The organism is Veillonella sp. VA141, assembly GCF_003992175.1.
Classification (GTDB): Bacteria; Bacillota; Negativicutes; order Veillonellales; family Veillonellaceae; genus F0422.
This window is the reverse complement of record NZ_RQVM01000004.1, coordinates 38,027-60,403: the sequence shown is the minus strand read 5'-3', so window position 1 is coordinate 60,403 and position 22,377 is coordinate 38,027. Positions and strand designations below refer to the sequence as shown.

Below are 22,377 nucleotides of genomic sequence, written 5' to 3'. Positions count from 1 at the left end.
TTATCTATTATTGCAATGCGTTTGCACCGCCTACGATTTCAGAAATTTCGTTAGTAATACCTGCTTGGCGCAACTTATTGTATTCTAAGTGCAAGGTACCAATCAATTCGCCTGCATTATCAGTAGCGGATGTCATGGCCGTCATACGGGCACCTAATTCACTAGCCGCCCCATGTAGCAATGCATTATATACAGTGCTTTCCACATAGGCTGGCAACAATTGTTCCAATACAGACCCTTGGTCCGGATAGAATAAACTTTCACCGACCTCTGCTGTATCGGACTCTAATGAAAGAGGTAATAAGCGCTCATGAGTCACTTCTTGCAATAAGGAGTTCACAAACTTAGTGTATACCAATACCACTTCATCTACCTCACCAGACAAGAACATGGTTTTCACTTGTTCCACAATGTCTTGAGCATGATGAAAGCCTGGTTTATCAGAAAAACCTTGCAACTCAGAGACTACAGAATAGCCATGGCCTCTGAAATATTCCGTTGGCTTACGACCCACTGTGAATAAACCATAGGCATCTGTTGGCGTATCCTTGAGCAAGGATTGCACGTATTTAATGATATTACTAGTATAAGCACCAGCCAAACCTTTATCCGCACCTACCACCACATAGGCTACCTTATTCACAGGACGAACTGTGAGTAGCGGTAAATCTGCGCCCCCATCTAGAGAGGACATGCTTTGATGCAGCATGTGGCGGAGACGTTCTGTATAAGGTTCAGTACCTTTCGCTTTTTGTTGTGCACGACGTAGACGAGCAGATGCTACCATCTTCATAGCTTTTGTAATTTGCTGCGTATTAGTGACACTTTTTATACGCTTGCGTAAGTCTTGTGCACTACTCATAGATTACGCCTCCTCTGGTAATAATTCGTGAGTAGCACCAAAGACATCAATACATTCTAAAATCGCTTGTTGCAATGTTTTTTCTGTATCTTCTTCTAATTTCTTAGTATCTCTAATTGATGCTAATACATTGGCATAATTACCATGTACATAGTGTAATAAGGCATCTTGGAATGCTGGTACATCATGAACAGCTAATCGTTTGAAATAGCCATTAATACCTGCATATAAACATACCACTTGTTCTTCTACTTTTAACGGAGAGTATTGTGGTTGTTTCAACATTTCAGTTAAGCGTTCACCACGATCTAATTGTGCTTTTGTGGAGGCATCCAAATCAGAACCGAACTGCGCGAAAGCAGCCAATTCACGATATTGTGCCAATTCCAAGCGCAATTTACCAGCTACTTGTTTCATCGCTTTAATTTGCGCACTACCACCTACACGAGATACGGATAAGCCTACGTCAACTGCTGGACGAACACCAGAGTAGAACATATCTGTACCCAAGAAAATTTGTCCATCAGTGATGGAGATTACGTTCGTTGGGATATAGGCAGATACGTCACCTGCTTGTGTTTCGATAATTGGTAAAGCTGTAATAGATCCGCCACCCAATTCATCAGATACTTTTGCCGAACGTTCCAATAAACGAGAGTGTAAGTAGAACACGTCACCAGGGTACGCTTCACGTCCTGGAGGACGACGTAACAACAAACTCATCGCACGATAGGCAGCAGCTTGTTTTGTTAAATCATCATATACGCAAAGTACATGTTTACCTTGGTACATGAAATGTTCGCCCATAGCTACCCCAGAATATGGTGCTAAGTACTGCATAGGAGCCCCTTCAGAAGCACCAGCAGACACAACGATCGTATAGTCCATAGCCCCTGCTTCTTCTAATTTTTGTACTACACGAGCTACAGTAGATTCTTTTTGACCAATTGCTACATAGATACAAATCACATCTTGTCCTTTTTGGTTCAAGATCGTATCAATAGCAATCGCTGTTTTACCAGTACCACGGTCACCGATGATCAACTCCCGTTGACCACGACCGATTGGTACCATCGCATCAATGGCTTTCAAACCAGTTTGCATTGGCTCAAATACAGATTTACGATCTGCAATACCAGGTGCTGGGTATTCTACAGGACGATATGTTTCTGCCACAATTTCACCTTTACCATCGATAGGTTGACCAAGGGCATTCACAACACGACCAATTAAGCCATCTCCTACAGGAACCTGCATGATGCGGCCTGTACGGCGCACTTCATCGCCTTCTTTAATTAAGAAGTCATTACCTAGGAGAACGGCGCCTACATTATCTTGTTCTAAATTGAGTACCATGCCATATACGCCATGAGGTAACTCTAACAATTCGCCAGCCATGGCTTTTTCAAGACCGTAGATATGCGCAATACCGTCCCCTACTTCCAGAACAGTTCCTACGTCATCTACGTTTAATTCAACATTATAGTCCTGAATCTGCTGTTTAATAATGGCAGTAATTTCTTCAGGCGTCATTTTCATAATTAACCATTCACCCCAATCTTATTGGTACTTGCATTAAGCAATGATTTTTTTAATTCTTCCAATCGTCTAGCCATACTTCCATCAATCCGAGTGTCTCCCACTTGAATGACCATGCCACCTAAGATGGATGGATCCACATGTTCTTCGATGACACATTCTTTGCCAGTAATCTCTTGTAACTTACGCAATACTTTTTCCCGCATTGCCTCTGAAAGTGGTTCTATAACCGTTACTTTCGCTTCCAAAATACCGCGACTTTCACGGGAGCGTTTTACGTAAGCACGAGCTGTTTCCATGATATAGGGACTGCGACGGCGGTCCACCATAACATTGAGAAAATTCATAATCAATGGATGCACTTCACTACCAAAGATTTGTTGTAAAATTTTCTTTTTTCCCGCTACTTCTAACATAGGATTGATTAAAATTTGGCGTAATTCCTCATGGGTGGAAAATAAATCTTGCACATAGGAAAGATCTGTATCAAATTGTGGTAACAAACCTGATTCCTGTCCTAATTCAAATATAGCGGAGCTATATGTTTCTGCAATTCTTTCTACACTCATCGTATCACGACCTTATAGTTGTACTATCAAGTTTTGCAATGGTATCCTCTACAAGAGCTACATTATCAGCACTGGAAAAGTCTTTTCCAATTAACTTACCAGCCACTTGTACAGACAAATTCACAACTTCTGCACGGATTTGTTGCATTGCTTTTTCCCGTTCCCGTTCAATTTCTTGGCGGGCGATTTCTTTTTCTTTCACTAGTTGAGCTCGTAACTCTTTGATTTGTGCTTGTGATTCTGCTTCTGCTTGTTGTTTTGCGGTCTCGATAATCCCTTGTGCTTCTTTACGAGCTTCTTGCAATTGCGCTGTATATTCAGCTTTCAACGCAGCCGCTTCTTCTCTAGCTTGTTCTGCACTGGTAAGATCATTCTCAATGCGACGTTTCCGTTCTTCCATGGTTTGCAATAACGGTTTATACGCATACTTTGCTAAAATCAACACTAGCACAATAAAGTTCAAAATCTGAAGTACGAGTGTGCCGTTTAAATCTACCAACGGTCATACCTCCTCTTAGCTAATGTCTATTATTTAAGTAAGTCTACCAATGGGTTTGCGAACACTAATACAATCGCGATAACTGCTGCGATAATAGGCACCGCTTCAATCAAGCCTACAGAAATTAACATATTTGTGAACAATTTACCAGATTGTTCTGGTTGACGAGTCATGCCTTCTAAAGCTTTACCAGATACAAGACCGTCACCAATACCTGCACCAATCGCAGCTAAACCAATTGCTAAACCAGCGCCAATGGCAGAACCAACCAATACATACGCTTTTGCTAATAATAATTCCATTATGATTTCCTCCTAAACTATTAATGTCCATCTCCAATTGTCATCCCCAAATACGAGGTAACGAGCATGGCAAAAATAAACGCTTGAATAATACCGATTGCTAGACTAAAGGCTAACCATACGATAGGAAGTACATAGGGTACCAAGGCATATAATAATTCTAAAAGAATTTCTCCCGCTAGTATGTTACCAAACAAACGGAAGGCTAATGTGACAGGTTTCGCTATTTCTTCCATTAAGTTGATGATGATAAATAATTTAAATGGCTGTACAAAATGCTTAAAATAGCCAATTCCTTTTACTTTCAAGCCTACAATCCATACAAGAATTGAGCTTGAAATGGCTAATCCCAAGGTGGTGTTAATGTCATTTGTTGGCGATGCCAAGATATGCGGACTTGGAATCAAGCCCAATTCATTACTCACCAAAATAAACAGAAAATACGTAAATAGGATGGAGCTTAAAAACTTCCACTGATTGCCTAGGTTCGTTTTAAACTGACCAGTCAATCCTTCTAGCACGCCTTCCATCACATTTTGAATCCCCTGTGGTACCATGGCCCGTGACCGTGTAGCTAATAGTGTGACCACAATAATGATTGCCATCACTAACCACGTCATGTATAGCGTATCCATATTAAAGGATATGCCCATCCATTGAACAACATGATGATGCCCTGCATGTAACTCCATATTCCCACCCCCTTTCACATAGATGATTCCCTATTACGTTGACGTACATACATACTATACTCAACATATTGCATAGGAACAAACACACAGATTCCGCCTAGTACACCTTTCATGGAAATAGAAGGGATCTGCGTGCTTATGCCTACTAACAATACGATTAAGCTAAACCGACTCATAACACCAATCCAAACTCGACGTTTCACATCGTCTAAGGTGGCGTCTTTCATCTTGTAGGTTTGAAAGGCTAAATACAAGAAATATACAACATATGTCATCATGCCCCATAGCCAACCCGTGATGTGTTGAGTCCAGTCCAGTATCCATAACACGACTACACCTAGTATAGCCACTGACAGTATCCATCGGCAATGACTTTTGATATAGGTTATATATTCTTTCATACAGTCTCCTTACATACACTGACGTATGACACCGTAGAGGCCTAGAAATCCACCGATTAATCCACCTAGGAGTACGCCCCAAGGGTGCGTTCCCACATAGTGATCAATGGCATAACCAAGACCCATACAGATACCGATAGAACAAAGTATAGTAAATCCCGTAGTTGATGCTTTGGAGATAGCCATCCATAGATCTGATTTTTCTTTCCCCATAGACATACCTCCTATACCTCTAACATCGTAGATTATACCACCAATGAGAACAATTTTAACAATATATAAATTTTATATCTATCAAAACTTTTCAGACGATTTGATTCAAAACCGTGTACATTCCTCAATTACACAGTCAATGAAAGTAGCTATCAACTTAATTATAACTAGAATGCATACATCGACTATTATTTTCCAAAGGACGATGGTTTTTCTTGATGCTCAAAAAATTCATGCCGTAAGGCTTGTACAATTCGTTCTGATGCTAATCCATCCCCATAAGGGTTCACTGCATTTGACATAGTAGTATACATTTCTGCATTCGTAATTAACTCTTTAGCTGTGGAGTATACAGTTGCTTTATCAGTGCCCACTAATTTTACTGTACCTGCTTGGACTGCTTCAGGTCGCTCTGTCGTATCACGAAGAACTAGTACAGGTTTACCCAAAGATGGCGCTTCCTCTTGAATACCACCAGAGTCTGTCATAATAAGATAGGTCCGATCCATTAAGTTTGCAAATGGTTCATATTCTAATGGCTCAATCAAATGTACACGTGGCATATCACCTAGTACCTCTTGTACAATACTGCGTACCTTTGGATTTCGGTGCATAGGAAATATAACTTCAAGCTCTTCATGTTCTCCAATAATATCACGAATTGCCTCATACACATTGCGCATTGGATCACCTAAATTCTCACGACGATGAGTGGTCACCAAAATAACCTTTTGGTTCACGTAATCAATTTTGTTCAGCAACTCTTCCTTGAATGTATACTCTTCCTTCACCGTTGTACGTAATGCATCAATAACCGTATTTCCTGTTACATACAAGTGATCTGGATTAATATTTTCTTTCAATAAGTTTGCTTCTGATGTAGTGGTGGGTGCAAAATGGTACGTCCCAATAGCACCTGTCAACTTACGATTCATCTCCTCAGGAAATGGAGAGTAAATATTACCCGTCCGAAGACCTGCCTCCACATGCCCAACAGGAATCCCTTCATAAAATGCCGCTAGCGCCCCCACAAAAGTAGTGGTCGTATCGCCATGAACAAGCACCACATCAGGTTTTGCTTCTTTCAATACCTCTTGCAGTCCCATTAAGGCACGGCAAGTTACATCATACAAGGTCTGCCCTTGACTCATAATATTTAAATCATAATTAGGTGTTATGGAAAACAAATGCAACACCTGATCTAACATTTCTCTATGCTGTGCCGTTACCGTTACAATAGACTCCATATCAGGCGCTGCTTCCAAAGCCTTAACAACTGGTGCCATCTTTATTGCCTCAGGACGTGTCCCAAATATGGTCATGACTTTTAACATAGTACCTCCCACATATTTCGTTTACTTCCTTTACCATGAAAGCCGTCATATACAAACTTTCCTAAATCACTTTATTAAGCTTTTTCAATTATCTCTATTGTATCATGTACAAGCCTTCCATACTAGTAGAAACTGTAAAGAAGTACATCAAAATAAAACGTCACAACCCTCCCCTCACAGAGTGAGCAAACACTAGACAAAACGCCATAAGTGTAAGCAACATGGCGTAATATACTTAATTCTACAAACACTAGAAAGCGTGGCATATTCCTGAACAAACATTATGAAATACCGTTTGTTCAGGAATGTGCCACGCTTTTCCTTTGCCTAAAAATAAAAAACGCCATGAAGCCTGAGCTCCTGGCGTTTTGCATAGCTATTTACGAACGTCGTTGTCTTTGGATATAATCCCAATTTTTGTTGCTGTCCACACGCATGCACAAAGTATAACAAGCACTAGCAAGACTCCTATGACAAAGTTTGCTTTTGCCGCCACGATAGACACACAACCTAAAAGTGCAGTGATGGCATACATCAGCAACACAGCTTGTTTTTGTGTGAGCCCCATCGCCAGTAGACGATGATGCAAATGTCCTTTATCTGGTTGGAATACAGGGCGTCCATTAATACGTCGACGTACAATGGCAAATAAAGTATCTAAAATTGGTAATCCTAACACAATCACAGGTACCACCAATGCCACAGTCGCTGCCGTTTTTACACTGCCCATGACAGAGATAGCTGCCATGGTATAACCCAATAGCATACTGCCTGTATCACCCATAAATATTTTGGCAGGATTAAAGTTGTAGCGCAAGAATCCGCAAGCCGCCCCAGCTAATGCCAAAGTAATGCAAGCCAATTCGATTTGCCCCATTTGCAAAGTCACGATACAAATCGTAATACACGCAATGAGAGAAATCCCTGCTGCCAATCCATCTAATCCATCAATGAGATTCACAATATTCGTAAATCCTACAATCCAAAATACCGTCAACGGTATAGCAAAATATTCTAAATACAATAGATGGTCACCAATGCTAATAAAATGCACCGCATTGCCAAATAGTGGCAACATAAGAGCCGCCAAAATTTGTCCCATTAATTTTGTTTTTGGACCAATTTGCTTAATATCGTCCCAAATCCCTACTGCTACTAGGATAATTGAACCTACAATTAATCCTTTGACAGAAGACACATCTTTCACACTATATAGCAAAGATACCATATAGCCAATATAGATGGCCAATCCACCTAATCGTGGAATTGACACTTGATGCACCTTACGTGCATCTGGTTTATCAATAGCACCTACCTTAACAGCAAATTGTTTCACCAAAGGCGTGCAAATATACGTTACTACGAGAGCAATGACAAAGGCCCATAAATATACTGTCATTCCACCACCTCCATACGTGGTATTTCATGATTATAACAAATGATTGTCAATAGTCTGTTATTCGAATACTTAGTTCATTGTATATAGACCATATTTATTAATTATATCAGCTAAACACAGTACATACAAGAACAGACTCAGTAAGTACATGGACTCCCTACTCTTCATGGACTTGTTAAAGACAGTTACCAACTAAATAGATTTTGTTACTAACCCTTCAATAATGTGTTTACCATCTTCCATCAGCTGCGCCAGCCCTTCTTCGCCTAAATAGGACTCTGCATACATTTTATATAAGTTTTCTGTTCCTGATGGTCGTGCTACAAACCAACCCGTATCTGTCACAATTTTGACACCATCGATAGGTTGTTCTTCAAATAAAGAGGTCGTACGAATATCTAGAATCGGACTGCCTCCTAATTTTGTCATAGTCACATCACTAGGTTTCATACCTTTTAAAGCACTTTTTATTTCCTCTGTGCAAGGCATATCTACACGCTGAAACACCGGTGTTCCCCATTGTTCCGTCATATCTACATAGTGTTGTGCCGGAGTTTTCCCTGTAGTGGATACCATTTCCACCGCTAAAAGTCCTAAAATGATGCCATCTTTATCAGTAGTCCATACGGTTCCATCCTGTTGCAAGAAGGACGCTCCTGCACTCTCCTCTGCCCCTAGGCCTATGCGTCCATCAAATAATAATGGAGCAAAATATTTAAAACCTACTGGCACTTCATAGACTGGATGATTGGAATCTTTGCAATAGGCATCCATCAAGCTTGTCACAACAGCTGTTTTTCCAACACCTTTCCCTTCCCAAGGGCGAGTTTCATTCAAATACTTAGCAGCTACTACTAAATATTGATTGGGTGCTAACAAACCTTCTTCTGTGACGATGCCATGACGATCATAGTCTGGGTCATTGCCAATAGCTAGTTCATGGTCCCCTAAATTTTTTGCTACCTCTGCCATAGCATATGGGGAAGAACAGTCCATACGAATAGCACCATCATGGTCATAGGACATGAAACTAAATGTTGGATCATAGTCACTATTAATGATAGTAAAGTTTAGATTATACTCCTCAGCAATGGCATGCCAATAGGCCCCTCCACTGCCGCCTAACGCATTAATTAACACCTTTGGATTGGCTTCTTGGATTGCTTTCATATTGATAATCTGAGGCAATTCTTTTACATAGGCCATTTTAAAATCATATGGTTCTAAATATTGTCCCGCTTCGTCTATAGAAATTGCAGCTGGAGCCATCCGTTGCTCTTCTTCATGATGACAGCAACCACAATGAGCACTTTCATGAGCACCCACTAGATGATTAAAGGAAAATCGTTGAATGCTATCTAAGCCTTTTTGCAAATATTCATTAGCTAAGGCTTCAATCCGCTTTGTCACTGCTGTATCTGCAGGGCCCCCATGAGGTGGATTGTATTTAATACCACCATGTTCTGGCGGATTATGAGAAGGCGTAATAATAATACCATCTGCTACATTCTCTGCTGTTGTATCTGCATTGTGTCGCAAAATAGCCCGAGACACACTTGGAGTAGGCACAAATTCACGATGTGCATCCACACGTGTTTTCACACGATTTCCCAACAAGACTTCAATGGCTACTTGCAAAGCTGGTTGTGATAAGGCATGTGTATCTTGTCCAATATAGCAAGGTCCTGTAGCACCAAATTCTTGACGCACATCACAAATTGCTTGTACAATGGCTGCCACATGGAGTTCATTAAAGGTCCCTTTGGATGCAATCCCTCGATGTCCAGACGTACCAAAGCTTACTCGTTCTTCTAAAGTCTCATGATTAGGAACAATGCGAAAAAAGTCTTTCACAACTGTATCTACATGAATCAAATCTTCTTTTTTTACAGGTTGTCCTGCCAATGGATGTACCATATTAGTGTTCCTCCTTATGCTCTTGGGAAGGGATTTCATTTCTTGCCATTTGCACTTCATGAATCATTTGCTCTGCTTCAGCCGCTTTCACTGGATCACAGGTTTGCAATACCCGTTCTACAGCACCATTCGTAGACCTTGCCGAGAAACCTGTGCCGATAACCTCTGCTGCATCCGTGATAACCATAAATGCTGTTGGATCTTCCGCTTCTACGGCAGCTTTCAAGCGAGCCACTTGCAACAAACTTACTACTACCATAATAACCTGTTTAGGCTGATGTGTATAGGCGCCTTCTCCATTCAAAATCGTAGCACCACGACCGATTTTATCAATGATTAAATTACAAATCGTCACTGGTTTATAGGAAATGATAAACATTGCCTTGCGTTGGTTAAAACCAGTAATTACCTTATTGGTTACCATCGCTGCTAAATAGGTACTAATCAAAGTGGTAGCCGCCGCCTCAATATTGATAACAATAGCACCAACGATGAGAATCATCATATTAATACCAAATAAGATACTGCCTATTTGTAATCCAAAACGATTCCGAATAATCATAGCAATGGGATCCATACCACCCGTATTACCGCCACCACGGTAGACGATACCAAGACCCAATCCAGAGAATAGACCCCCTAAGATACCTCCAATAATTGGATTCTTTGTTAATTCCAAGGCTTCTAATGGAGACAATAGGTTGATCAAAATAGACATAATGATAGTGCCTAAGATGGTAATCCCTAGGTGCCAACGTCCTAACCATCTCCATGCCGCGTACAGCACAGGTATATTCAAAAGAAAGTTAATAGAACCTAAACTTAATATACCTTGTGTCACATAATAAATAATCAAGCTTAGACCACTAATTCCACCACTTAAAAGTTTATGCGGTACAATAAATCCTTGTACCCCTACTGCAAACACCGTCGATCCAATAATAATATGTATTATGGCTTTCACCGTACTTAAATATTTTGGTTTACTTAACATAATTTCACCTATTCTATCACTACTTCCATCATCTGACCATAAGCAAAAAGCTGCCACATTAAGAGTCAATCATAATGTAACAGCTTTTTAGTACTTATTAAACCGCTTATGGTATAATACAATATACTATTCTGCTAGGGCAATCACTTCTACTTCTACTAAGAAGTTAGCTGGTAATGTTTTGACTGCCACACAACTACGAGCTGGTTTAGATGTAAAATACTCAGCATAAATAGCATTAAATTTGGCAAAGTCACCCATATCTGCTAAAAAGCATGTTGTTTTTACAACTTTAGAAAAATCAGTGCCTGCTTCTTTTAAGATAGCTTCGATGTTTTTCATCGCTTGCAATGTTTGTGCTTCCACGCCACCTTCTACTAGAGCGCCTTGTGCTGGATCAATACCGCCTTGACCAGAAATGAACACAAAACCATTCGCTTTGTAAGCTTGAGAATATGGTCCTAATGCTGCTGGTGCTTGCTCTGTATACACTTGTTTCATAGTTGTCCCCTTTCATTACCATAAGACATTTATAATATATCACTAGTATAGCATGTAATGGTATCGAAGTGTAGCTATTTTTCATACTTCTATTGTACTTTATTTGCATACCTCTATAAGGAGTACCTATATGTCTATTATTTATACTACTTATGAAAGCCCTTTGGGCACTCTTACACTATATGCCACAGCCTCCGCCTTAGTAGGGCTTACATTTCCAACTCAATCTGTAAATTTTCAAGAACCAGTGGTCATAGACAAGACTATTTCTTCCCCCATTTTGCAACAAACTATCCAATGGCTAGATCAATACTTCGTTGGACAAGTCCCAACGATGATGATTCCCTTAGCACCTCAAGGCACAACGTTCCAACAAAAAGTATGGTCTCAGTTACAGCATATTCCCTACGGCACATCCCTTACTTATGGAGAGCTAAGCCAACGTGTATTTAACTCCCCTATTCCTAAAGGATCCCAAGCCATAGGATCTGCCGTTGGTGCTAACCCTATTTCTCTCATCATCCCTTGTCATCGTGTGTTAGGCAAAGGAAACGCCCTCACTGGTTACACAGGAGGGCTATCCATTAAGCGAGCCTTACTATCCATCGAAAATATATCTTTCGTAGACAAGTAAAATTACTTTATATGTTGTAACATTTGCAAGAAGTACGGCTTAAAGAATGTTCCTTCCACTTCGGTAGTACCCATGACAATCGTTGTTAAATACTCTGGTGTTCCCACTAGGGCTAAACGCAGATATCCAGGATATTGAATCCCTGTTATATCATAGGTCATATTTCCCGCTGTTGTCATCGTACCATATTTAGTATCTGTTAAGGTATGTAATGGTTCTACATTCCGTAATCGTATCTTTGCTGGACGTTTATTCTGAGAATAATCAATATCTCTGTCTTCTGCAATATGAATATTAAAATGGTTTAATAAGTCGTTTGCATCACGAGTAATTCTATCCATTTCTGCTGATGAAAGTCCCTCTTTTCCGTATGATAGCGATGATTGCGCATTCATTAACAACTCTTTAGGTAGTGGAAATACAAGAACCCAAGCTGTATTTAAACCATATTGATCAGCCCCTTGTAATTCATAAACATCCATATAATGTCCTAGCTTAAGTCCCTCTTTCATGTTCTTCAGTCCCGTATAGTCCTTTACCACACCAACTGTAGTGCTCACTTTACCTAGGTTGGCATACACATACCCTTTTCCTACCTCTGCTAACTTTGAAGAAGACAATTGCTTAACGGTAATCTTTGGCCCTACGGTTTGACGCAAATCAGTCAATGGATTCTGTTCTAACATCGCATCGAACTCTGCCATGATTTCGTCACCAGTTTGACGTTTTTTCTCGGCATCTAAGATAGTACTCGAAGGAACTCCTACTTCCCCCTTTGCCATTGGCTTAGTACTAGCTATTGCACTATAAGTATCATCATGTACTTGTGCTGACACTTGTCCATAGCCCATCATAAGGCTGGTCACTATGACAGCCAGTCCCATTTGCTTCCATAATTTCATCTACTTATTCTCCCTTCACACCTAACAGACTCTTGATAACAGGTTGCCAATAGGATCTCGATGTATCAGCCGTCGTTATTAGAGTGATAGATACCCCATCTTGACCATACCGTCCTATAAAACTAATATACGCAGGTAACACAAATCCATCCACATCCAATTGCACTCTACCATGCGTATACAATCCTGTATCGCCTTGTAGGCGTACAGGTTTCATCATCTCTCCATCAAGAAATCTTACGTTCACAAGTGGTAATACGGCTTTCACAATCTCAGTACTACTGAACTCTGGATTAGTACTTGTAACAAAGGGAACTAATGCTGCGCCATTCTTTTCTATACGTTTTCCACCCATAAGATCCACATTGTAGAGTCCAATATTTTGTACTTCTTTCACTGTTTTGTTATATAATTTTTCTCCTACAGATTGTGGCACTATCGTCATTCCTTTATATCGTATCTTCCACACCTCAGTCGCTTCCTCACCTGTCATATGAAGGTGTACCAACTCTGCTGTATGTAATCCCCGTTCATCACGTCCTTGCAACTGATACCGTTGCCCCCGTTGCACCACATCTTTGACAATTTTATCTAGCAACTTAGCCTCTGTTTCATCTATATGCCAATGATTAGAACCTACCTTACGAACCGTATCTTCTTTTTTTAAACCACCATCAATGAGATCATCATGGTTAACTACCGAAACATAGCTAGGTAACTCTACACTACCTTGTCCATCTAGTATAATCGATGCTGCATATCCTGAAAGCATCGTCCCGACTAATGCCACACTAGCCATCACACATTTCCAATTCATAATAACTCCTTCCTAACTAGGCTCCCCTACTTTTTCCAACAATAATTTAGATTTTAATTGATGCAATTCTTCACTGATGTTAACTTTCACCTCTGGTGCTCGGCGAAGTCGTAAAAATTCTGGCCATAGTAATTGAATTTGCTCTTCTCCATAGGCTTTCACCTGTGCCAAGGAAGGTACACTGTACACCAATTCTCCATCTACAAAAATAGGCACCAATAGTTCTTGTATTTTAAAGCTATTTGCCTTCAACACAGTGTGTTTCCATGGATACAATGGATTTTTAAACACATAGTCCTGTGTGGTGTCCACTGTTTCGTGGTCTAAACAAATTAAATCACCAATGAGCTTATGATTTCGTACATTGATGAGGCGCAATACTTTTTTCTTGCCAGGATTTGTTACCTTTTCAATATTATCTGAAAATTTCATGGCTGGCATAAAGGTGTCCCCTTCCCATTGACCGGCTAGTTTATACACCCCACCTAAGGCTGGTGTTTCATCGGCAGTAATCAGTTTTGTACCTACACCCCACGCTGTGATCTCTGCTCCTTGCTGTTTCAAGTCTGCAATTTTATATTCATCTAGATCATTGGTGGCAAAAATTAATGCCTCTTTAAATCCTGCCTCATCTAGCATCTTACGAGCCTCGATAGATAAATATGCCAAATCTCCACTATCCAAGCGAATACCATAAATAGACGGCATCGTGCCCCCACGGCGTTCACGAATCTCTTGGAACACTTGGATGGCCGCAGGCACACCTTTATGTAGTGTATTATAGGTGTCCACTAAAAACACCAAATTATTTTCGTATTGGTCTGCATACGCACGGAATGCATCAATTTCAGTAGGAAAACTCATGACCCAACTGTGTGCCATAGTCCCTACAGGTCGCATGCCATACAAAGCAGCACTGTACACATCACTAGTGCTATCAAAGCCTCCTATGAAAGCTGCTCTAGCTCCTTGTACAGCTGCGCTCACCCCTTGGGCTCTTCGCATACCAAACTCTGCTACTCCATCCTTGCCAATGACAGATCGGATACGACGTGCTTTGGTCGCAATCAAGGACTCATGATTTAAAAACATAGATAATGCTGTTTCCAATAAAATGGCCTCATCCTTGGCAGATTCTACACGAAGTAACACTTCCCCCGGGAATACCACAGATCCTTCTGGGGCCGCATAGATGGTGCCAGTAAAGCGGAATGTGCTTAAATATGTCAAGAATTCTTCTGTAAACACACCCGTTTGTCGTAAATAGATAATATCATCCTCAGAGAAACGTAAGCCTTTCACATACTCGATAACTTGTTCCAATCCAGCGACCACAGTATAGGCGCCTTGAAATGGATTCATCCGGTAAAAGCGATCGAATACACAACGAGTACGATGTTTGTTTTGCGTAAATAAACCTTGCATCATGGTAAATTGATACATATCTGTTAATAGAGCATGTGTAATCATAAACAACTCCTATATCTACTCGCAACTAGTGTTATCTCTTGCATCACCAGATCATTACGAGTTAACCACTTATATACTTATAGTGTTTCTATTATTTTTTATTATACCCTATATTTCAAATTATACACTATATTTTTTATTTATCAACATAGGTGCTTTATCATTTCCTCCTTATTGCAACGAGGCCTCTGCATATTGGTTTGTCACTATACTTGTGGTATGATAATTATATTATTTACAGCGAGTACATCTTGCTAACATGAGCATACATTAGCTGTTAAAGATCCACATAACATTTTGAAAGAAAGGACACTCTATGAATCTTTCACAATTCTTTGCATTAATACGTCCACGCACCTTGACTGCAGCTTTCAGTCCTGTTGTACTAGGCGCTGCTATGGGGGCTACGCAGTTTGAAACCGTACAACCTATTTGGCTATCCTTGGTGTATACCGTAGGCATTCTAATTTGTGTGTTAAGCGCGCAAATCGCAGCCAATATTTGGAATGAATATTTTGATTTTAAATCTGGTCTTGACCTCACACAAGCAGCTGGAAATAGTGGTTCTATTGTCCGTGATGGCATCTCTCCAGCGATTATCAAACGTTGGGGATATATGACGACTATACTTCCACTCATCTTAGGCATTGCCCTCGCTAAGGCTGTCACATGGTGGTATATTCCTGTAGGCACGCTTTGCATACTGACTAGCATCTTATACTCTGGTGGACCTAAACCCATTTCTCGTACCCCTTTTGGTGAACTCGCCTCTGGTCTTGCCATGGGTTTTGCCATCGTGGGCATTACCCTCTTTGCTTGGACTCACACCTTGCACTGGACCTATCTAATTCCTGCCGTACCGTCCACCATCTTAATCGGTGCTATTATGATGACTAACAATTTACGTGACTTTACAAACGATGCGAACCACGGTCGTCGTACCTTAGTCATTCTTCTTGGCCGTGAAAGAGGCCTCCAACTGTTACAAGGGCTCTTCCTCATTAGCTCTCTATGGATACTAATATGGACTATCTGCGGAGTTATCCCATGGCCTTCCTTAGTAGCTTTACTTTCCTTACTGCCTGCTATGAAAGTCATCCATATCTTCAACACCTATGCAGATCCAATACGATTAAACGAAGCTATGAAGTTTACTTCTATATCTTGTACACTGTATCACTTCTTGTGGGCTATAGGACTCCTATGTAATACAATCATATAAAACTAGCATTCTTTATGAGGGGAGTCTTTATTACTTTCACAGTAGTAGCCATCTAATTCATAGTCAATAACTATAACACCTTAGATATATAACATATTTTACTTATAACAAAACTCTTGTTATACTAAGCAAGTAGAAATTCACTATGTAAGTACACAAAGAAAAGGAGATAACAAATGAAGAAATTATTTAGTTTAGCCGCTACGGCTGTATTAGGCGCTGCCTTATTGTTAGGTGGCTGTGGTTCCACTGGCACTAGCTCCACTGGTTCCGATGCAGGTAAAACATTGAAAATTGGTGCTTCCCCAGTACCTCACGCTGAAATCCTAGAGCAAGTAAAACCAATCCTTGCTAAAGAAGGCATTAAATTAGAAATCATCGAGTTCAGCGACTATGTACAACCAAACGTGTCCTTGAATGACAAAGAAATTGATGCGAACTTCTTTGCTCACATTCCTTACCAAGAAAACTTCAACAAAGAAAAAGGTACTCACATTGCAACAGCAGGTGCCGTACACATCGAGCCAATGGGCATTTACTCTAAAAAAGTAAAAGATTTGAAAGAAGTACAAGATGGCGCTCAAGTAGCAATCCCATCTGATGCGACAAATGGTGGTCGTGCATTACTATTGCTTTCCAAAGCTGGTTTAATCACTTTGAACGATCCTAACAGCATTTCTGCTACAGTACAAGATATCAAAGATAACCCTAAAAACTTAAAATTCGTTGAATTAGAGGCGGCTCAATTACCTCGTACATTAGATGATTCCACAATTTCTGTAATCAATACAAACTTTGCATTAGGTGCTAACTTGAACCCAACAAAAGATGCATTGTTCTTAGAATCTAAAGATTCTCCATATGTAAACATCGTATCCGTTCGTGAAGGCGATGAAAAACGTGAAGATATTCAAAAATTGATCAAAGCTTTACAAAGCCCTGAAATCAAAAAATTCATCGAAGACAAATACAAAGGTGCTATTCTTCCAGCATTCTAATGAAATCGCTTAGAATAGACTCCTCCAAATAAAAAAACACTAACAACTATCATACATACTTAACTATACAACAATAGAGGCAAGTTGATTCGCTCAACTTGCCTCTGTTGTTTTTGCATATACCCTTGTTCTTCTATACAAGCTCACAAACCATCAAACTCATTTCTAGCATACAAAAAAGGGTCCCGAAGGACCCCTTTGATTATTTACGAACCATAGCTCGTAATTCTTGCATTTCTTGTTGCAATGTCACAATATCTTGACGTAAGTTATCATTTTCTGCTGTCAGAACTGTAAGTTCACGACCATAGGCTTCTTTCATAGCTACCATTTCATCATGCAATACTAGCACCGAAGAAATTGGGCCATTACGATAACGTTCTGGTATAGCTTTTTTCTCTGGACTATTACCAAATTTAAAAGTTGCACCGCCATTAACCATAGTGCCACCACGTACCATAGATACACCAGCATGAAACATAGTAGATTCTTTAGTATAATGAGCCACACCTAATGCTACGGCGTTCACATTTTTATAATGTCCAACGCCAGCCATAATTTGTGTTGGTTCTAATGGATCATATTGAATTGGTTTTAATGCAGATAATGCAGCACCTAGGGCATCGCCTCTACGACTTTCCTTGCGTAATTCTTGTAAATCACTACCAAGTTCACCAATTTGGCGCTCTAATTTTTCATAGTTATGATTATCTCCTTTAGAACCGCCTTCTAAAGATTTACGGAAATCATCTTCTGTTTTATTTTCATTACCTTTGATTTCTTTCCAGTATTCATAAGCAGATTTGCCTTTAGCGCCATCTTTACCGGCTTTCCCAGCATCACCTTTGTCACCTTTAGGGCCTACTACGCCAGTTTCACCTTTATCACCTTTAGGTCCTACTGCACCTGTTGCGCCGGCTTCACCTTTTTCACCTTTAGGACCTACTGCACCATCTTTACCTTTTTCACCTGTAATGGCCTTGATAAAGTCGTCTTTTGTCTTGCTTTCGTTACCTGGTAATACTTTCCACACTTCGAAAGCAGACTTTCCGTCAGCTCCATCTTTACCAGCTGTGCCAACATCACCTTTAGGTCCTGCTACACCAGCTGCTCCGGCGTCACCTTTTTCGCCTTTCTCACCTTGTGGACCTACTGCACCATCTGCACCTTTTGCACCTGTAATGGCCTTGATAAAGTCATCTTCTGTCTTGCTTTTGTTACCTGGCATGTCTTTCCACACTTCGAAAGCAGATTTACCTTTAGGCCCTACTTCACCTTGTATCCCTTGATCACCTTTAGGACCTACGGCACCTGTATCACCTTTAGGACCTTGAACACCTTGTGGACCTTGTGGACCTACTCCACCAGTACCACCACCAGTACCACCTGGTCCTTGAGGTCCCTGTGGTCCTTGAGGACCTTGTGGGCCTACTGCACCGACTTCACCTTGCGGACCAGTAATAGCTTTGATAAAATCATCTTTTGTCTTATCTTCGTTGCCTGGCATTTCTTTCCATACTTCAAAAGCAGACTTTCCATCAGCCCCAGTATCACCTTTAGCTCCAGTTTCGCCTTTTTCACCTTGAATACCTTGGTCACCTTTAGCTCCTGGATCGCCTTTATCACCTTTGAAATCAGGATCCCCTTTTAGTTGATCTTTATCTAAGCTAAAAGTATATGTTTTACCATATTCTCCACCGTCGTTCGTAGCAATAGAGATGCCTTTACCTGGTTTTAATACTTCTTTCAAGGAATCTACAGTCAATACAGGGCTTGTAGTAGATGGAGAACCATCTTTACCGCCTGTAGTTAACGTTAAATGTCCTCTATCATTACTACCTAAGGAAATATTCATCAAAGGATTATCAAAATGTACTCCAGTAAAAGTTGGCGTTTTCAACATACCAATACGCAAGATAGAGTCTGTTGGGTCTTTATAAGTAATTAGATTATCAGAGCTATATAACGTTGGTGCCGCATACTCGCTTTTACCATCTGGAGCTTTGGCACCAGCTTGTGGAGCAACTCCATACACAGTATTTGCCTTGCCTTGGATCTTAATCTCTTTATCACCTGGTGTGTACACGCGTGTATCCGGTGTTGTAGTAGCTACAGTTCCATCTGCATTGAATGGCACATCATTACCTGCTAAAATAGTATTACGTTTTTCTAAGGCTTTTAATTGCGCTACATTGACAGCATCAGTATCTTCTCCACCGGCTGCTACATTAATGATCTGGCGAGTGACACGATAACCTAGGCGACTATTACCTACAGATACTGCTGAACGATTTGCCTTCCACGTTGTGGTTACCATATCTTTTGCTTGTCCATATAGAACCTTCGCTTTATCTAATCGTTCTTTTACCTCATGCCGATTCTCTGCTGGAGCATTAGCATATTCATTTTCTAATTCTGTTACTCTTGCTTTCGCAGATATCACATCAGGATTTTTTTCAGCCTCTGTATTCTCTACCTCTTCATTAACAAAGTGAGGTCCATGTAAAGAAGGGTCATAGCCTTGGTTAGATGGAGAGTCCGTTCCCCGATTAGCATATGTTTCTGATCCTAATGCCACACCAGTTCTTACATCTGTATAGGCTCTTTCCCCAATACTGATACCCGCGGTTGCTGTGATTCCCGTTTCTTTATCTCCCACTTTTGTACCAGCACCAATAGCAATGGTAGAAGTTCCATTAGCCATACTCATTGTACCTAAAGCAATGGCCGATGTATCCCTCGCTTCTGCACTATACCCTACAGCTATACTTTGTTTGTTAATAGTTGTTGAAGAATCGCCTATTGCTACACTTTCCATGGTACTAGTAGATCCTCGACCAACAGCTACACTATTTTTGCCTGTCGTCTTAGAAGATCCCCCAACAGCAACAGAGTCTTCTAAGGCAGTAGCACCATACCCTACAGCAGTACTATAATTTTTATCAGTAGAAGCGCCATATCCTATATTAACACTATATGCACCAGTTCTTTGAATACCATAACCAATAGCTACCGTATTTTCAGACTTATCGCCAATTTGCACATTACGGCCAATCGCAATGGCATTTTCACTCTTAGAATACGCTCTCGGACCAATGGCAATAGCCCCTTCTTTGGTAGCACCATCATTGATCTCATTGCTATCTCTGCCTAGATCACGGCTTTTAATGGAAATGTACCGCGGTTTTTCACGTTCTAAACGATTGCGCAGTACTTTTAATTGGCCCACTGTGGCAGCATCTGTATCTTCAAAGCCTGCTGCTACATTGGTAATTTGACGAGTATGTTGCACTCCAGCTGTCGTACTACCTACCGATACAGCTCCATCTGTAGCATTCCAAGCGCTACTAATAGCCTCATTGCCAGCTTTATTCGCTTCTTTTATAGCATCTGCATAGGCTTTTTCAGCATCTACTAGTGCTTGATCTGCTTCTGCTTTTTTAAGATTTGCTTTGGCTAGTTCAGTTGTATTAGTTCCAGCTCTTTTAACATCTTCTTCTGCTTGTAGCACTTTATAATTCGCTTGACGAATTTTTTCATATAAGTCTTCAAGTTTTGGATTATCTGCTCCCGCTTCGCCTACTTTATAATGTGTGTTACTCATTGGATTATATCCAATGTAAGCATCACTTTTACCAACACGATCTGCAATAGAACCACTACCTAATGCTACACCACTTGCTGCACTAGTAGTTGCCTCATATCCTATGGCTAATCCATCCACTGCATTCACATTAGAACTAGCACCTACAGCAATGGCATTCGCACCATCGACCTGACCACCAGTTACTGTATACTCTGTACTAGCTGCATAGCCTGCTATATGGCCTCCCAAGATTAATACACTTGCTGCATATACTGCGGCATTATTTTTTCTCATACTACACCCCTTATAGTTTGATAAAATCCTTAATTCATGCTAACAAATCGCTATGAATTAAGTTGAAACATTTCTTATTAATATTGATTATATACCACTTTTGTATACTATTCAAATCGAATTTTTTAAACATTATCGATGACTTTTGACATATAAAAAACCTCTGACTTTTACAAGTATGCAAAAGCCAGAGGCTAATACCTTACTGCTCTAAATTATTTACGAGCCATAGATTTACGTACGTCGAAAGCAACTGCTACGACAATGATCAAACCTTTAATAATCAATTGCCAGTATGGTCCCATTCCAACGAATGTTAAACCATAGTTAATAACTGTAAAGATTAACACACCAGCGATAATACCAGGTACAGTACCGATACCACCAGTGATAGATACACCACCTACAACAGATGCTGCGATAGCATCTAACTCGTACATATTGCCATAGTTGTTAGTAGCACCACCAGTACGAGCTGCTTCCAAAATACCACCTACGCCATACAAAGCGCCGGCGATAACGTAGATAATCACTAGTGTTATTGCTACGTTGATACCAGATACTACAGCCGCTTGTGGGTTACCACCAATGGCAAACATGTTTTTACCAAGAATTGTTTTGTTATATACCACATACATGATTAAAGAAATCACGGCAGCGATAATAACAATGTATGGAATCGTCATAAATCCTAGGTCTAAAGAACCTGTACCAATTTGCGTAAACTCTGGACGCAAACCACCAATTGGTTGGGAGTTATTTGGTTCCATATCAAAATACAAGGAACAAATACCGTAAGTAATAACCATAGTACCTAGTGTGGAAATAAATGGTACGATTTTTAAATACGCTACGATCACACCAGACACTAAACCGATGATAGCACCCACCACGATAGCAATCACGATTGGTAGAATCAAAGGTAATTCTGGTAAATGTTCAAAGAACGGACGTGGATAATCTGGCAACTGAGTTAAGGATGCCGATACCACTGCCGTCAAACCAACCACACGACCTGCAGATAAGTCACACCCTGCGGTGATCAAGATCATAGCAGAACCTAATGCAATGATAATACGTGGGGAAGACTGAATTAAAATATCACGAAAACTTGTGACGGATAAAAAGTTCGGGCTATACATAGAAATAGCCGCTACTAGTACTACTAGTACCAAATAGATAATATTCTGGGAAAGAAACTTTCCTAATTTACCTTGGCTCATACGATACCT

Annotated in this window: 21 protein-coding genes; 3 read left to right on the top strand and 18 right to left on the bottom strand. The window is 40.4% G+C overall.

The window, feature by feature from the left end:
* Positions 1–7: 7 nt before the first annotated feature.
* From atpG to EO112_RS05335, 13 genes are all read right to left on the bottom strand, one after another.
* Complete coding sequence (gene atpG / locus EO112_RS05395) at positions 8–862, bottom strand: ATP synthase F1 subunit gamma (protein WP_009353387.1); 855 nt, start codon at positions 860–862, stop codon at positions 8–10.
* A gap of 3 nt (positions 863–865) precedes the next feature.
* Positions 866–2,401 carry a F0F1 ATP synthase subunit alpha gene (gene atpA, locus EO112_RS05390; RefSeq protein ID WP_009353315.1) on the bottom strand — a complete coding sequence of 512 codons (1,536 nt, stop codon included), beginning with the start codon at positions 2,399–2,401 and terminating at the stop codon, positions 866–868.
* A gap of 2 nt (positions 2,402–2,403) precedes the next feature.
* Positions 2,404–2,970, bottom strand: a complete 567-nt coding sequence (gene atpH, locus EO112_RS05385; RefSeq protein WP_009353260.1) for an ATP synthase F1 subunit delta — start codon at positions 2,968–2,970, stop codon at positions 2,404–2,406.
* Between the two features lie 4 nt (positions 2,971–2,974).
* On the bottom strand, positions 2,975–3,469 hold the full coding sequence (gene atpF / locus EO112_RS05380) for a F0F1 ATP synthase subunit B (RefSeq protein WP_009353350.1): 495 nt from the start codon (positions 3,467–3,469) through the stop codon (positions 2,975–2,977).
* 29 nt (positions 3,470–3,498) lie between these two features.
* Positions 3,499–3,771 carry a F0F1 ATP synthase subunit C gene (atpE, locus tag EO112_RS05375; protein WP_009353316.1) on the bottom strand — a complete coding sequence of 91 codons (273 nt, stop codon included), beginning with the start codon at positions 3,769–3,771 and terminating at the stop codon, positions 3,499–3,501.
* A 20-nt stretch (positions 3,772–3,791) separates the two neighbouring features.
* Positions 3,792–4,463: a F0F1 ATP synthase subunit A gene (atpB, locus tag EO112_RS05370; RefSeq protein WP_009353413.1), complete on the bottom strand. Its 672-nt coding sequence runs from the start codon at positions 4,461–4,463 to the stop codon at positions 3,792–3,794.
* A gap of 14 nt (positions 4,464–4,477) precedes the next feature.
* Positions 4,478–4,864 (bottom strand): ATP synthase subunit I, encoded by a 387-nt coding sequence (locus EO112_RS05365; RefSeq protein WP_127010979.1) that lies wholly within the window; start codon positions 4,862–4,864, stop codon positions 4,478–4,480.
* A 9-nt stretch (positions 4,865–4,873) separates the two neighbouring features.
* Positions 4,874–5,077 carry an AtpZ/AtpI family protein gene (locus EO112_RS05360; RefSeq protein ID WP_164723754.1) on the bottom strand — a complete coding sequence of 68 codons (204 nt, stop codon included), beginning with the start codon at positions 5,075–5,077 and terminating at the stop codon, positions 4,874–4,876.
* A gap of 188 nt (positions 5,078–5,265) precedes the next feature.
* A complete protein-coding gene (gene wecB / locus EO112_RS05355) occupies positions 5,266–6,411 on the bottom strand; it encodes a non-hydrolyzing UDP-N-acetylglucosamine 2-epimerase (RefSeq protein ID WP_127163327.1) in 1,146 nt (381 codons plus the stop codon).
* 376 nt (positions 6,412–6,787) lie between these two features.
* Positions 6,788–7,810 carry a glycosyltransferase family 4 protein gene (locus tag EO112_RS05350; protein ID WP_062401490.1) on the bottom strand — a complete coding sequence of 341 codons (1,023 nt, stop codon included), beginning with the start codon at positions 7,808–7,810 and terminating at the stop codon, positions 6,788–6,790.
* A 192-nt stretch (positions 7,811–8,002) separates the two neighbouring features.
* Positions 8,003–9,727 (bottom strand): phosphoglucomutase, encoded by a 1,725-nt coding sequence (locus EO112_RS05345; protein ID WP_164723952.1) that lies wholly within the window; start codon positions 9,725–9,727, stop codon positions 8,003–8,005.
* 1 nt (position 9,728) lies between these two features.
* Positions 9,729–10,721: a YitT family protein gene (locus tag EO112_RS05340; RefSeq protein WP_009353335.1), complete on the bottom strand. Its 993-nt coding sequence runs from the start codon at positions 10,719–10,721 to the stop codon at positions 9,729–9,731.
* 126 nt (positions 10,722–10,847) lie between these two features.
* Positions 10,848–11,222 carry a RidA family protein gene (locus EO112_RS05335; RefSeq protein ID WP_009353332.1) on the bottom strand — a complete coding sequence of 125 codons (375 nt, stop codon included), beginning with the start codon at positions 11,220–11,222 and terminating at the stop codon, positions 10,848–10,850.
* 130 nt (positions 11,223–11,352) lie between these two features.
* Here EO112_RS05335 and EO112_RS05330 point away from each other — a divergent pair, with 130 nt between their 5' ends.
* The gene (locus EO112_RS05330) at positions 11,353–11,856 is read left to right on the top strand and encodes a methylated-DNA--[protein]-cysteine S-methyltransferase (protein WP_127163325.1); all 504 of its coding nucleotides are present in this window, start codon (positions 11,353–11,355) and stop codon (positions 11,854–11,856) included.
* A 2-nt stretch (positions 11,857–11,858) separates the two neighbouring features.
* Here EO112_RS05330 and EO112_RS05325 read toward each other — a convergent pair whose 3' ends face one another.
* From EO112_RS05325 to EO112_RS05315, 3 genes are read right to left on the bottom strand one after another with little or no spacing between them, the layout of a single operon-like run.
* The gene (locus EO112_RS05325; RefSeq protein ID WP_062401485.1) at positions 11,859–12,758 is read right to left on the bottom strand and encodes a hypothetical protein; all 900 of its coding nucleotides are present in this window, start codon (positions 12,756–12,758) and stop codon (positions 11,859–11,861) included.
* 4 nt (positions 12,759–12,762) lie between these two features.
* Complete coding sequence (locus tag EO112_RS05320) at positions 12,763–13,575, bottom strand: hypothetical protein (protein ID WP_127061530.1); 813 nt, start codon at positions 13,573–13,575, stop codon at positions 12,763–12,765.
* A 12-nt stretch (positions 13,576–13,587) separates the two neighbouring features.
* Entirely contained in the window at positions 13,588–15,045 is a 1,458-nt protein-coding gene (locus tag EO112_RS05315) for a nicotinate phosphoribosyltransferase (RefSeq protein ID WP_127163323.1), read from the bottom strand.
* Positions 15,046–15,361: 316 nt separating this feature from the next.
* On the opposite strand from EO112_RS05315, the gene menA reads away from it, so the two are divergent.
* Both menA and EO112_RS05305 read left to right on the top strand, forming a co-directional pair.
* Complete coding sequence (menA, locus tag EO112_RS05310; RefSeq protein ID WP_009353274.1) at positions 15,362–16,267, top strand: 1,4-dihydroxy-2-naphthoate octaprenyltransferase; 906 nt, start codon at positions 15,362–15,364, stop codon at positions 16,265–16,267.
* A 176-nt stretch (positions 16,268–16,443) separates the two neighbouring features.
* Positions 16,444–17,265: a MetQ/NlpA family ABC transporter substrate-binding protein gene (locus EO112_RS05305; protein WP_009353368.1), complete on the top strand. Its 822-nt coding sequence runs from the start codon at positions 16,444–16,446 to the stop codon at positions 17,263–17,265.
* Between the two features lie 202 nt (positions 17,266–17,467).
* Here the strand turns inward: EO112_RS05305 and EO112_RS05300 are convergent, their stop codons facing one another.
* Together EO112_RS05300 and mglC are read right to left on the bottom strand one after the other, a co-directional pair.
* Positions 17,468–21,145: a YadA-like family protein gene (locus tag EO112_RS05300; RefSeq protein ID WP_127163321.1), complete on the bottom strand. Its 3,678-nt coding sequence runs from the start codon at positions 21,143–21,145 to the stop codon at positions 17,468–17,470.
* A gap of 215 nt (positions 21,146–21,360) precedes the next feature.
* Positions 21,361–22,368, bottom strand: coding sequence for a galactose/methyl galactoside ABC transporter permease MglC (mglC, locus tag EO112_RS05295; protein ID WP_127163319.1), 1,008 nt, complete (start codon positions 22,366–22,368; stop codon positions 21,361–21,363).
* Positions 22,369–22,377: the final 9 nt, after the last annotated feature.